The sequence below is a fragment of the Micromonospora sp. NPDC050417 genome, from assembly GCF_044458865.1.
In the GTDB taxonomy this organism is placed as follows: Bacteria; Actinomycetota; Actinomycetes; order Mycobacteriales; family Micromonosporaceae; genus Micromonospora_G.
Genome location: NZ_JBITIH010000002.1, coordinates 253,596 through 267,175 on the forward strand (window position 1 = coordinate 253,596; position 13,580 = coordinate 267,175).

At 70.6% G+C, this 13,580-nt stretch carries 8 protein-coding genes; all 8 read left to right on the top strand.

All coding sequences use genetic code 11. From position 1 onward, the window contains the following. Window positions 1–9: 9 nt before the first annotated feature. Window positions 10–1,803 carry an HSP90 family protein gene (locus ACIBF5_RS03760; RefSeq protein WP_396807781.1) on the top strand — a complete coding sequence of 598 codons (1,794 nt, stop codon included), beginning with the start codon at window positions 10–12 and terminating at the stop codon, window positions 1,801–1,803. Window positions 1,804–1,809: 6 nt separating this feature from the next. Continuing rightward, window positions 1,810–4,764 (top strand): hypothetical protein, encoded by a 2,955-nt coding sequence (locus tag ACIBF5_RS03765; protein ID WP_396807783.1) that lies wholly within the window; start codon window positions 1,810–1,812, stop codon window positions 4,762–4,764. A 109-nt stretch (window positions 4,765–4,873) separates the two neighbouring features. Continuing rightward, window positions 4,874–5,494: a TetR/AcrR family transcriptional regulator gene (locus tag ACIBF5_RS03770; protein WP_396807785.1), complete on the top strand. Its 621-nt coding sequence runs from the start codon at window positions 4,874–4,876 to the stop codon at window positions 5,492–5,494. 150 nt (window positions 5,495–5,644) lie between these two features. After that, window positions 5,645–6,982: an acetyl/propionyl/methylcrotonyl-CoA carboxylase subunit alpha gene (locus ACIBF5_RS03775; RefSeq protein ID WP_396807787.1), complete on the top strand. Its 1,338-nt coding sequence runs from the start codon at window positions 5,645–5,647 to the stop codon at window positions 6,980–6,982. A 137-nt stretch (window positions 6,983–7,119) separates the two neighbouring features. Beyond that, the gene (locus ACIBF5_RS03780; RefSeq protein WP_396807788.1) at window positions 7,120–8,028 is read left to right on the top strand and encodes a hydroxymethylglutaryl-CoA lyase; all 909 of its coding nucleotides are present in this window, start codon (window positions 7,120–7,122) and stop codon (window positions 8,026–8,028) included. 148 nt (window positions 8,029–8,176) lie between these two features. After that, window positions 8,177–9,709, top strand: coding sequence for an acyl-CoA carboxylase subunit beta (locus ACIBF5_RS03785; RefSeq protein WP_396807790.1), 1,533 nt, complete (start codon window positions 8,177–8,179; stop codon window positions 9,707–9,709). Window positions 9,710–9,883: 174 nt separating this feature from the next. After that, the gene (locus ACIBF5_RS03790; protein ID WP_396807792.1) at window positions 9,884–11,032 is read left to right on the top strand and encodes an acyl-CoA dehydrogenase family protein; all 1,149 of its coding nucleotides are present in this window, start codon (window positions 9,884–9,886) and stop codon (window positions 11,030–11,032) included. Between the two features lie 198 nt (window positions 11,033–11,230). Then, complete coding sequence (locus tag ACIBF5_RS03795) at window positions 11,231–13,498, top strand: MMPL family transporter (protein ID WP_396807794.1); 2,268 nt, start codon at window positions 11,231–11,233, stop codon at window positions 13,496–13,498. Window positions 13,499–13,580: the final 82 nt, after the last annotated feature.

The window sequence follows — 13,580 nt, forward strand, 5'->3', positions numbered from 1 at the left end:
TAACAGAGCGTGGACCGCACCTTCCAGGTAGACCTTCGCGGCATTGTCGACCTGCTCAGCCATCACCTGTACGCCAGCCCACGGGTCTACCTGAGGGAGTTGTTGCAGAACGCGGCGGACGCGATCACGGCCCGCCGGGTGGCGGAGCCGACCGCGCCGGCGGTGACCTGGATCGAGCCACCGGCGCTGACCAGCGACGGCACCCTGCGGATCCACGACACCGGGATCGGTCTCACCGAGGCCCAGGTGCACGAGCTGCTCGCCACGATCGGCCGAAGCTCCAAAAGGGACGAGCTGGGTTTCGCCCGGCACGAGTTCCTCGGACAGTTCGGCATCGGCCTGCTCTCCTGCTTCCTGGTCGCAGACGAGATCCGGGTCGTCACCCGGCACGCCGACCAGCCGACCGTGCTCTGGACCGGTCATTCCGACGGTCGCTACCGGGTCGAGCTGGCCGGACCGGACGCCCGGCGGAACGAGCCGGGCACCACCGTCACGCTGGTTCCGCGTCCCGGCGCCGACCAGTGGTTCACCGTGCCCACGGTGACCGAGCTGGCCCGGCACTTCGGCTCGCTGTTGCCGATCACGGTGCGGGTCGGCGAGGTGGAGACCACCGGCGGACCGCCGCCGTGGTCGGCCGCTGCGGGAAACTCGCCGGCCGCCCGCCGCGAGGGCCTGATCCGGTACGCCCGGGAGACCCTTGGCTTCACCCCGTTCGACGTGATTCCGCTGTCGGTGCCGGAGGCGGGCCTGACCGGCGCCGCTTTCGTGTTGCCGAACCCGGCGAACCCGGCTGCCCGGGTCGGGCACCGGGTCTACCTGAAGCGGATGCTGCTCACCGAGGGTGCGGAGGGGTTGCTGCCGGAGTGGGCGTTCTTCGCCCGCTGCGTGGTCGACGCTGGTGAGCTGCGACCCACCGCGAGCCGTGAGGCGCTGTACGAGGACAGCCTGCTGGAGAGCACCCGGGAAGCGCTCGGGGACCAACTGCGCGGCTGGCTGGTCCAGCTCGCCGAAGCGGACCCGCGCCGGCTCGGCGAGTTCCTCCAGGTTCACCACCTCGGGGTGAAGGCGCTCGCCCTGCACGACGACGAGATGCTCCGGTTGGTCGAGCAGTGGTGGCCGATGGAGACGAACGCCGGCCGGATGACGCTGGCCGAGTTCCGCCAGCGGCACGGTGTCATCCGGTATGCGGCAACCACGGACGAGTTCCGGCAGCTCGCAGCGGTGGCGGCGGCACAGGACCTGGCTGTGGTGAACGGCGGCTACACGTACGACACCGAGATCATCGAGCGGTTGCCGGGGCTGGACCGGACGGTGCTGATCGAACGGCTGGAGCCGACCGACCTGACCACCCGGTTCGACACCCTCGACCCGGGTGTGGAGTTGGCGCTGCGCCCGTTCCTGCTCGCCGCCCAGCGGGCCCTGGACCGGCTTGGCTGCGAGGTGGCGCTGCGCGCGTACGACCCGGTGTCGTTGCCCGCGCTCTACCTGGTCAGCCGGACCGCCGCATGGCACGACGAGCTGGAGTCGACCCGGCAGCGGGCCGACGACCTGTGGGCGGGGGTGCTGGACGCGATCGCGTCGTCCGGCCCACCCGAGCGTCCACAGTTGGTGCTCAACCACCGCAATCCACTGGTGCGCCGGATCACCACCCTCGGTGACCCTGAGCTGGTCGGGCTCGCCGTCGAGGCGCTGTACGGGCAGGCGTTGCTGCTCGGCTACCACCCGATCCGCCCGGCCGACGCCGCCCTGCTCAACAACTCGTTCCTCGGCCTGCTCGGTCGAGCCGTACCCGGACCGGAGTGACCCGCCATGACCAGCGGAAACGATGAACTGAGGGCGGCGTACCAGCGGGTGTCGCAGATGCCGTTCGGCGCCGGCCAGATAGCCGCCGTCGAGCAACTCGTCCGGCAGGCGGACGCCGGCGGCGACCAGGAGTTGGCGTTCGCGGTACGGATGCTCGGGACCAGCGCCTACACCTACGGCGGCGAGCCGGCGAAGTCCTTCGTCACCTTCTCCTGGTGCCTGGCGGACTACGACCGCAACCCGCAGCCGTACCACCAGCAATTTGTCCACACCCTGCTCTGGCACTTCAAGCACATGGTCAACGCGCTGCTCGACTTTCCCGAGGTGCCGCTGGAGCGCACGTACGCGGTGCTCGACGACATGGAGCGCCGCTACCGCGAGGGCGGGCACAGTCTCCAGGCCGTCTACAAGTACCGGCACCTGGTTGCCCGGCACCGGGGCATCGAGGAGGAGAGCGAGGAGTGGTACCGGAAGTGGACCACTGCCCCACGTGACGAACTCTCCGACTGCGCCGGCTGTGACCCGTCCGGCCGGGTTCGGCACCTGGTCGCGACCGGGCAGACCGAGGCCGCGGTAGTGCTCGCCGAACCCGTGCTCGCCGGGCAGTTGACCTGCAACGAGCAGCCCCAGGGGATCTTGACCAGCCTGCTCGTTCCGTACCTGCGCGCCGGCCGGCGCGAGCAGGCGCGGGACGCGCACCGGCAGGCGTACCGGCGGTTGAGGGGAAATCTGGCCGATCTCGGCAGCATCGGCGACCACGTCGAGTTCTGCGCGTTGACCGGAAACGACTCCCGGGGCCTGGAGATCGTCGAGCGGCACCTGGACTGGTTGGACCGGGCCCCGTCGCCGGCCGCCGCGATGTCGTTCGCCGCTGCGGCGGCGCTGGTGCTCCGTCGACTGGACCGGGGCGGGCACGGCCTGCTGACCGTGCACCGGCGGGGCCACGGCGACCGGGAGGCCGCCGACCTGCCGGTCGGTGTGCTCGCCGACGAACTGGCGAGGTTCGCCACCGGGATCGCGGACCGGTTCGACGAACGCAACGGCACCGCCTCGCAGTCGACCTGGATCGCGCGCCGGTTGGCGGCCGAGCCGATCGGTGAGCACCTGCCGTTGTCGGCCACCGCCCGCCGCCGCGAGCCGTCGCGACCCACCGCCGATCCGGCTGCGGTCGGACCGGAGGTGGTAGGACCGGAGGCGGTCGGACCGGAGGGCGAGGGCCGCTCCGGCACGACCGCCCGGACGGTCGCCCCGACCGTGCCACCGGTGCCGACCCCGGACGACATTCCCGCCACGGCCACCGTGGCCGAACTGCTCGACCTTGCCGACCAGCACTGGAACACCGAACGGTACGAGCACCTGCAGGTGGTGCTGGCCGTGTTCGAGCAGCGTTTCGACGCCACCGACCTGACTGCCCGGGACGAGGCGCGCTGGGTCGAGTTCCAGGCGGTGCGGCAGGTGCTGGCGCAGGACAGGATCGCGGCGATCGCCCTCGTGCGGCGCGCTGTCCAGATCTATCAGGACGTCGCCGATCCGGGTCGGGAGTGGGTGGTCACCGGGCGGCTCGGGGTGCTGCTCTGTCAGACCGACCAGGAGGCGGAGGGCCTGCCGCTGGTCGAGTCGGCGGTGACGTACCTGGCCGCGCACGGCAGCCGCGCCGAGGCGGCGGCGATGTACGACCGGTCCGCGATGGCGCTCGCCGGTTTGCAACGCTGGGAGGAGGCGCTCGACGCGGTCGACCGGGCTGCCGAGGTGGCGGCGGAGGCCGGCGACCCGTACCTCTCCGCCCGGATTGTCCTGCGTCGGGCGATCTGCCTCCAGGCATTGGAGCGGTATCCGGAGGCGCGGGAGGCGGCGACCCAGGCACGGCAGGACTACCGGGCACTCGGCATGGCCGAACGTCTCGCCGCCGCCTGCATCTGCCACGCGCAGACCCTGGACGACCCGGCCGAGGTACGCGACGCGCTGGACGAGGCGTTGACGTTCGCGACCGGAGAGGGGGCCCTGCACGCCCGGATCGGACGAGCTCGGGCGTCGGTGGCGTTGCGGCGACCGGAGGACGCGGTCGAGGACTTCGTCGAGGCGGTCGCGCTCTGCGCCGAGCAGGGCATCGTCGAGGGCTCCGCGTTCCTCCGGTTCGAGCTCGCGAACGCGTACCGGTTGGCCGACCGGATGCTCGACGCGGCGGAGGTCGCCGAGGAGGCGATCCTCGAACTGGACCGGCTCGGCCACCAGGGCGACGCGGACCGTTGCCGGCACCTGCTCGCCGACGTCTACCGCGAACTGGGCGAGGGGCAGCTTGCGCTGAGCCTGCTGGACCAACTCGCCGAGAACCTGGACGGACCGGACAACCTCGCTCACCGGGCGCAGGTGCTGGAGGAGGCCGCAGAGCTGCTGTACGCGCAGGACCGCGACGCCCTGGCAGCGCAGCGGTTCGGCTCGGCGGCGGTCGCGTACGGTCTGATCGGCCTTGCTCTGGACGAGTCACGGGCCCGTCGGCGGGAGGCGGACGCCCGACACTGGGCGGGCGAGCCGGAAGCGGCGCTGGCGGCGGTCGACCGGGCCGAGGCGGTGCTGGCCACGTTGCCGGCCGAGGCGGCCGAGGAGCCGGCGACGATCTGGGAGTCGTCGATGGTGGCTGACTGTGCCGCCCGTGCCCTGGTCGCCAGCGACCGGGCGGAGGAGGCGCTGCGCCGGATCGAGGACGTGCCGCGCCGGCTGCGGTCGATCGAGGCGTTCGGTGAGGCGTTGCAGGTCGAACTCCTCGCCGGGGAGGTGCTGCTGCGGTTGGACCGGCTGGTCGAGGCGGAACGGATGCTGCGTACGACGCTCGCCGGGCTGCCGACCGGTTCCGGCGTCGTACGACGGGCGGCCTGGCTGCTCGCCCAGGCGCTCGGCCGGCTGGGGCGGACTGCGGAGGCGGAGGCACTCCGCCGCGAGCACGACCTGGAGACCGAAGGGTGAGCCAGCACACCGCTACCGAGCGTGAGACGAGCTGCCCATCAGTTGAGACGGAATCGGTCCCGCGAATCTGGGGACGAACGGCCGTTCGACAAATGACTAGGCTGGCGTGGTGACGCTGGAACAGCAGGTGACAGGGGCGACGCCGGGTGCTACCCCGGCGAGTCCGCGGCGCCGGTCGCGCCGGGACGAAATCTTGGAGATCGCGGTCGGGCTCTTCGCGGCCCGCGGCTACCACGGCGTGTCCATGGATGACATCGGGGCAGCCGCCGGCGTCACCGGGCCTGCTCTCTACCACCACTTCGCGGGCAAGGAGGCGATGCTCGCCGCCGCCCTGATCCCGGTCAGCCAGGGTCTGCTGGACGGGGGCCGGCAACGGGTGGCCGAACACACCGGGCAACCGCAGGCGATCCTGGAATCGCTGATCGACTTCCACGTCGACTTCGCGCTGGCGAATCCGGCCGTGATCGCGCTGCACCTGCACGAACTGGACCGGTTGCCGGACGAGCCGCGCCGGCAGATCCGCCGGTTGCAGCGGCTCTACGTCGAGGAGTGGGTCTCCGTGCTCACCGTGCTGCACCCCCGTCTCGCCGCTGGCGAGGCCCGGGTCCTGGCGCACGCCGCCTTCGGCCTGATGAACTCCACCCCGTTCCTCGGCGGCGAGGTCGAACGGCGGCGCCGGGCCGCGCTGCTGCGCGCGGCGACGCTCGCCGCGCTGCTCGGGGTTTCGTAGCGTCGAGCCGGTCGAAACGGGGTCGGCTGGGCGTGACTCGGGGTCTTCGAGGTGACCCGGATTCGTGATTTGACGGTGGTCGTGGTGTCCTAGGGCGTGTCTCGATCCACGAGACGCGCCCTGGCACGTCAGGACCCCGAGGAGAAGGACATGATCGAGTCGCTGCTGGTCGCGAACCGCGGTGAGATCGCCCGTCGGATCATCCGCACCGCTCGACGGCTCGGCGTACGGACGGTGGCGGTCTACTCCGAGGCGGACGCCGACCTGCCGTTCGTCAAGGAAGCCGACGAGGCGATCTGCGTCGGCCCGGCAAATCCGGCGCAGAGCTACCGCAATGCCGAGGCGATCCTCGCCGCGGCGAAGTCGACCGGTGCGGTGGCGATCCACCCCGGGTACGGTTTCCTGTCGGAGAACGCCGACTTTGCCCGTACGGTCGAGGCCAACGGCCTGATCTGGGTCGGACCCAGCCCGGACGCGATCACCGCGATGGGCGACAAGATCAATGCGCGGAACCTGATGGCCGCCGCCGGGGTTCCGGTGGCACCCGGCACCACCGACCCGGCCGCGGACGTGGACGCGGCGCTGGCGGCGGCGGAGTCGATCGGCTTCCCGGTGATGGTCAAGGCCGCCGCTGGTGGCGGCGGTATGGGCATGGCGGTCGCCGCCGACGCCGACGCGCTCCGCACCGAGTACGACAAGGTGCGCGCGTTCGCCGAGCGGATGTTCGGCGACGGCTCGGTGCTGATCGAGCGTTACTTCCCCCGGGTACGCCACGTCGAGGTGCAGATCCTCGGCCTGGCCGACGGTCGGGTGGTGGCGCTGGGCGAGCGGGAGTGTTCGGTTCAGCGGCGTAACCAGAAGCTGGTCGAGGAGTCGCCGTCCCCGGCCGTCTCGGCCGAGTTGCGTGAGCGTTTCCTGGCGGCGGCGGTACGGGCCGGTGAGGCGGTCGGATACCGCAACGCGGGCACGGTGGAGTGCCTGTTGGATCCGACCACCGGAGAGTTCTTCTTCCTGGAGATGAACACCCGGCTCCAGGTGGAGCACCCGGTGACCGAGCTGGTCTACGGGGTGGACCTGGTCGAGGAGCAGTTGCGGGTGGCGTCCGGGCTGGCGCCGAACTTCGACCCGGACGCGCTCGCCCCGCGCGGGCACGCGATCGAGCTGCGGATCAACGCGGAGGACCCGAAGCGGTTCCTGCCGGGTCCGGGAGCGGTCAAGACCTGGGTGGAGCCGAGCGGTGAGGGGGTTCGGGTCGACTCGGGTTACGCCGCCGGCACGACGGTCACGCCGTTCTACGACTCGCTGATGGCGAAGCTGGTGGTGTACGGGGCGGACCGGGCCGAGGCCATTTCGCGGGCGCGGTCGGCGGTGGCGGGCTTCGAGATCGTGGGGCCGAAGTGCAACCTGCCGTTCTTCGCCGAGCTGATGGAGAACGCGGAGTTCATCTCCGGCGACTACGACACCGGCATCGTCTCCCGCATGCGCTGACTCCTAGCCCCCTCGCCGCGATCTAGGGCATATCGTCACGCGTTGATCTCTCGAAGCGCGGACCTGCCCTAGATCGCGGCACGGGGGTGGGAGCGAGTGACAATGGGCGAACCGGTGACGTCACAGTGAGGTGGCCCATGAGTCAACTGCCAGGTGCCGTGTCGATCCGCGAGGTCGGACCGCGCGACGGGTTGCAGAACGAGGATCCGATTCCGACCGACGCGAAGGTGCGCCTGCTCGACGCGCTCTCCGCCACCGGCGTACGGCGGATCGAGGCGGTGTCGTTCGTCCACCCGAGGGCCATTCCGCAGATGGCCGACGCGGACCAGGTCTGGGCGGCGGCGACCCGGGCACCGGGGGTGCGTTACTCGGCGCTGGTGCCGAATTCGCGCGGGGCGCAGCGGGCGCTTGCCGCCGGGTTCACCGAGATCGAGGTGGTGGTCTCGGCCAGCGACACGCACAACCGGCGCAACGTGAACCGGTCGACGGACGAGTCGTTGGATGACATCGCGGAGTTGATCGAGCTGCTGCACGGGGCCGGTGCGACAGCAGAGGTGATCGTGGCGACCAGCTTCGGGTGTCCGTACGAGGGTGACGTGGACCCGGTACGGGTGGCGCGGATCGTGGACCGGGTCGTTGCCGATGGTGCCGATCGAGTGGCGTTCGGTGACACCACCGGGATGGGTACGCCCCGCCGGGTGCGGGAACTGGTGACGGCGGTCCGGTCCTCCCAGCCGGAGATTCCGGTGTTGCTGCACTTCCACAACACGCGTGGGACCGCGTTGGCGAACCTGTTGACGGCGTTGGAGCTGGGGATCACCGAGTTCGACGCGAGCATCGGCGGTCTCGGTGGCTGCCCGTACGCGCCGGGGGCGAGCGGCAACGTGGCCACCGAGGAGGTGGTGCACATGCTGCACGACATGGGGATCGATACCGGAATAGACCTCGACGCGTTGGTCGAGGTGGCGGAGTTGGCCGAGAAGCTGGTCGGGCGGCAGTTGCCGTCGGGGGTGCTGCGCGCGGGGCCGCGTACGCGGTTGGCCTGACCGGCGGGTGCGGGCGTGTTGGTCAGGTGTTCGTGGTCGCGGCGGCCCGACTCGATGCGCTAGCCTAACGATCGTTCAGCGGATTCGGGTCCCGGTCGAGCGGCCGGGTCTCGGACCGCATGGCCGGTTGGCGCGGTGAGGAGTCGGCGTGACGCTCGACAGTGAGGCGCTGGAGCAGCTCCGCAAGCGGGTCCGGGCCGGCGGTGCGGAGAAGTACCACGCCGCGAACGCGGCCAAGGGCAAGCTCTTCGCCCGGGAACGGGTCGCGCTCCTGGTCGACGAGGGCTCCTTCGTCGAGGACGGGACGTACGCGAACGCACTCGCCGACGGGCTGCCCGCCGACGGGGTGATCACCGGTCAGGCGACCATCGACGGCCGGCCGGTCTGCCTGATGGCGAACGATTCGACGGTCAAGGCCGGCAGTTGGGGTGCGCGTACGGTCGAGAAGATCATTCGGATCATCGAGCGGGCGTACGCGGCCGGTTTGCCGATGGTCTACCTGGTCGACTCGGCCGGGGCCCGGATCACCGACCAGGTGGACCTCTTCCCCGGGCGGCGCGGCGCCGGCAAGATCTTCTGGAACCAGGTGCGCGCCTCCGGTTCGATCCCGCAGGTGTGCGCGCTCTTTGGGCCGAGTGCGGCCGGCGGGGCGTACATTCCGGCCTTCTGCGACGTGGTCGCGATGGTCGAGGGCAACGCCAGCATGTACCTCGGCTCGGACCGCATGGTTGAGATGGTGACCGGCGAGAAGACCACCCTGGAGGAGATGGGCGGGGCCCGGGTGCACTGCGCCGAGTCCGGGGTGGGGCACTTCCTCTGCAAGACGGAGGCGGACGCGCTCGCGGTGGTGCGCGACTACCTGTCGTACCTGCCGGCGAACTGGACGCAGGCGCCGCCGGCCGTCGCGGCGGTGGAGGCACCGACCACCGTGGACCTGGCCGCGCTGGTGCCGGCGAGCGAGCGGCAGGCGTTCGACATGCGGCGGTACGTCAAGGGGCTGCTCGACGCCGACTCGTTCCTGGAGATCCAGGCGCTCTGGGCCAAGGAGCTGACCATCGGCTTCGGGCGGCTGAACGGCGAGGTGGTCGGCGTCGTCGCGAACAACTCGATGTTCAAGGGCGGCGTGCTCTTCGTCGACTCGGCGGACAAGGCGACCCGGTTCGTCCAGCTCTGCGACGCGTTCAATGTGCCGCTGCTCTTCCTCTCCGACGTTCCCGGCTTCATGGTCGGCACCGCGGTCGAGAAGCAGGGCATCATCCGGCACGGCGCGAAGATGATCACGGCGATCTCCGAGGCGACCGTACCCAAGATCTGTGTGGTGGTGCGCAAGGCGTACGGCGCCGGCCTCTACGCGATGGCCGGTCCCGGCTTCGAACCGGACGCGACGATCGCCCTGCCCAGCGCGAAGATCGCGGTGATGGGCGCCGAGGCGGCGGTGAACGCGGTCTACGCCAACAAGATCGCCGCGATCGTCGACGTCGACGAGCGGGCTGCCTTCGTCGCCGCGAAACGCGCCGAGTACGAGCGCGACATCGACGTTGTCCGGCTCGCCAGCGAACTGGTCATCGACGCGATCGTTGAGCCGCATGAGCTTCGGACCGAACTGGTCCGTCGGTACGCGGCAGCGAAGGGCAAGGAACGGCACTTCTCCCGACGCCGGCACGGCGTCACCCCGGTCTGAGACACCGCTCAACCCGGGCTGAAGCACCCGCTCGGCCCGGTCCGAGGCACCGTTCACCCCGGTCTGATCCATACCGCTCAGTCCGCTCGAACGGCACCGTCGCGCCGGTCGGCAGCCACAAGCGACGCCGACGGCATTCGCCATCCACGCAGTACCGCCTACAAGGAGGAACCGATGGACTTCCGGCTCACCGAGGAGCAGGAGGCGCTCCGCCAGACCGTCCGGGAGTTCGCCCGGGAGGTGATCGCGCCGGTCATCGCCGAGCACTACGAACGGCACACCTTCCCGTACGAGGTGATTCGGGAGATGGGCAAGATGGGGCTGTTCGGGCTCCCCTTCCCAGAGGAGCGGGGCGGGATGGGCGGCGACTACTTCGCGCTCTGCCTCACCCTGGAGGAGTTGGCCCGGGTCGACTCCAGCGTGGCGATCACCCTGGAGGCGGCGATCTCGCTCGGCGCGATGCCGATCTACCGGTTCGGCACCGAGGCGCAGAAGGCGCAGTGGCTGCCGAAGCTGCTCACCGGGGAGGCGCTGGCCGGGTTCGGCCTGACCGAACCGGGCACCGGATCGGACGCCGGCGGCACCCAGACCCGCGCCGTACTCGACGGCGACGAGTGGGTGATCAACGGGTCGAAGGCGTTCATCACGAACTCGGGGACCGACATCACCGCGCTGGTGACGGTGACCGCGGTGACGGGGACGAAGGAGGACGGCTCGAAGGAACTCTCCACCATCATCGTCCCGTCCGGAACGCCCGGTTTCTCGGTGGCCCCCGGTTACTCCAAGGTGGGCTGGTGCGCCTCGGACACCCATGAGCTGACCTTCGACGACTGTCGCGTGCCGGCGGCGAACCTGCTCGGGGCGCGCGGTCGTGGCTTCGCCCAGTTCCTCCAGATCCTCGACGAGGGTCGGATCGCGATCGCCGCGCTGGCGGTCGGGCTGGCCCAGGGTTGTGTCGACGAGTCCATCCGGTACGCCAAGGAGCGGCAAGCGTTCGGCCAGCCGATCGCGAAGAACCAGGCGATCCAGTTCAAGATCGCGGACATGGAGTTGCGGGCGCACATGGCCCGACTGGCGTACTACGACGCCGCCGCCCGGATGCTGGCCGGCGAGGACTTCAAGCGCCAGGCCGCGATCGCCAAGCTGTACGCGAGCGAAAGCGCCGTGGACAACGCCCGCGAGGCGACCCAGATCCACGGCGGCTACGGCTTCATGAACGAGTTCCCGGTGGCCCGGTTCTGGCGCGACTCGAAGATCCTGGAGATCGGTGAGGGAACCTCCGAGGTGCAGCGCATGATCATTGCCCGCGACCTCGGCCTCTGATCCCGCCCCGCCCCTGAATCCACCCCACCGCTGACACCGCTTCGATTCGTGCATCCCGACCGGGCGACCGGGCAGGATGCGCGAATCGGACGTTCGGACTGACCGGTTGCGGGCTGGCGCGGCGATCCGGTGGGTGCTTGCATCGACGGGACACACGCGCAAAGCGGTCGTACGGCCGCCGCCTGGGAGGTCTCGGTCATGCTCGCTGCACTCGGGCGCTCGACGTGGCGCTGGCGTTGGCCCGTGCTCGGCGCGTGGCTCGTCCTCGTCATCGCCGGCGCCACCCTCGGCGGATCGGTCTTCGACCGGCTGTCCAGTACGGACAACCTGCGCCCCGAGGTCGAGTCGCAGCGCGCCCAGGCCCGGATCGACCAGTTGTTGCCCGAGGGACCACTGGTGGTGGCGGTGGTCCGGGACCGGGACCCGTACGATCCGCCGCTGGTGGAGAGCGTCACGAAGATCTCGGAGGAACTCCGTGCCCTGCCCGGGGTCGCCGACGTCGACGATCTCTACAACACGCCGGGGGGCCGGATCGGCGCGGACAACCGCAGCACGATGGTTCGGGTCGAACTGGTCGACGGGCAGCCGGACGCCGAGCGGGAGCGGGTCGAGGACCGGGTCGCCGAGCTGCTGCACCGGATCGACGCGCCGCAGGTGCTGGTCGGTGGCGAGAAGTTGGCCGAGCGCGCCTTCGCCGAGCAGGCGATCCGGGACGCCGCGGTGGGTGAGTCGATCGCGCTGGTGGTCCTCCTGGCGGCGCTGGTGGTGATCGTCGGCGGGGTGCTGGCCGGCGCGATTCCGCTGCTGGCGGCGCTCGCGGCGGTGGCGGTGACCCTGCTCGGGCTGCTCGGGCTCGCCTCGGTGACCGAGGTCGGTGAGTTCACCGTCAACGTGGTCACCCTGCTCGGCATCGGTCTGACCGTCGACTACGCGTTGCTGCTGCTGTTCCGGTTCCGGGAGGAGCGCGCCGCCGACCCGTCCGCCGAGCCGGCGGAGCTGCTCGCCCGTACCCTCGCCAGTGCGGGTCGCGCGGTGCTGATCTCCGGGCTGGCGGTGGCGGCGACGATGACCGGCCTCTACGTCTTCGCCGAGCCGCTGCTCGCGTCGATGGCGCTGGGCGGGGCGATGGTCGTGGTGCTCGCCACGCTCGCCGGGCTCACCGCCGTACCGGCGCTGGTCGCGGTGACCCACCGGCGGATCCCGGCCCTCGGCGCGCAGAACACGATCACCCGTGCGGTGGGTGCCGTCACCGGCCTGGTCCGCCGTGGTCGTTCCACGTCGTATCCGCGTACGTCGAGCGCTGGCCGTACGCCTGGGGAGCCGGTCGCCGGCGGGCTGCTCGCCCGACTGGCGGCGTACGCCCAGTCCCGGCCGGGACCGGTGGCCGCGACCGTCTCCGCCGGGCTGCTCCTGCTCGCTCTCCCGTTCCTGTTCGATGCCAACCTGGCCAACTCCGACGCACGGTCGTTGCCGGCGGGCATGGAGGAACGACAGGTGCACGACGTGCTGTTGCGTGACTTCGAGGCGGGGAGGGCGCAACCGGTGGTCGTGGTCGCGAGCGCCGACCCGGCGACGGCCGAGGTGCGCGACCTGATGAACGAATTGAACCGGCTGCCGAACGTGATCCAGATGCAGCCTCGCCCGGATGTGCCCGGCAACGCGTTGGTGATCGACGTGACGCCGGAGGGGGTGACCGGCGGTCCGGAATCCCGCGACCTGGTCCGGGCGGTACGTGATCTCGACTCGACGATTCCGCTGCTGGTCGGTGGCGCCGCTGCCGAACTGGTCGACTACCAGGAGTCGGTGGCGCGGCGGCTGCCGCTGGCGATACTCGTGCTGTTTCTGGTCACGGTGGTGTTGCTGTTCGCGCTCACCGGTTCGCTGGTCATCCCGGTCAAGGCGCTGCTGATGAACGCGTTGACCCTGCTCGCCACGCTCGGCGTCCTGGTGGTGGTCTTCCAGTGGGGGTGGGGTGCCGCACTGCTCGGGGTGGAATCGTGGGGTGCGATCGACCTGACCACCCCGATCCTGCTCTTCGTCTTCGTGTACGGGCTCTCCATGGACTACGAGGTCTTCCTGCTCGCCCGGATTCGGGAGGAGTGGGGGCGCTTCTCCGTGCAGCGGACGGCGGCGGGTCGGGCGAGTGCCGGTCGGCGCGCGGTGCTGACCGGGATCAGCCGTACCGGGCCGGTGGTGACCGCCGCCGCGGTCTGCATCGTGATCGTTTTCCTCGGTTTCCTGCTCGGCGACCTGACTGCGGTGAAGGAGATCGGGTTCGGGCTCGCGGTCGCGGTGATCCTGGACGTGACCCTGGTACGCGGACTCCTGTTGCCGGCGGTGATGAGCCTGCTCGGTGAGTGGAACTGGTGGGCTCCGGGGCCGCTGCGCCGGCTGTACGGGCGGTGGTCGACGCAGCCGGTTGCGGTGGCGCCGGCTGAGGCTGACCTGTTCCTGACTCGAAACTGACCGGGTCACGACATCTGCGGGGGTAACTGTCGGGTATCCGGTGCATTCCCCGTCGGCACCTTGACGGATGACTGCCCAGCGA

Coding starts and splice junctions, on each gene's coding strand:
- ACIBF5_RS03765 (WP_396807783.1), top strand. CDS start 1,810: ATGACCAGCGGAAACGATGAACTGAGGGCGGCGTACCAGCGGGTGTCG.
- ACIBF5_RS03775 (WP_396807787.1), top strand. CDS start 5,645: ATGATCGAGTCGCTGCTGGTCGCGAACCGCGGTGAGATCGCCCGTCGG.
- ACIBF5_RS03780 (WP_396807788.1), top strand. CDS start 7,120: ATGAGTCAACTGCCAGGTGCCGTGTCGATCCGCGAGGTCGGACCGCGC.
- ACIBF5_RS03790 (WP_396807792.1), top strand. CDS start 9,884: ATGGACTTCCGGCTCACCGAGGAGCAGGAGGCGCTCCGCCAGACCGTC.
- ACIBF5_RS03795 (WP_396807794.1), top strand. CDS start 11,231: ATGCTCGCTGCACTCGGGCGCTCGACGTGGCGCTGGCGTTGGCCCGTG.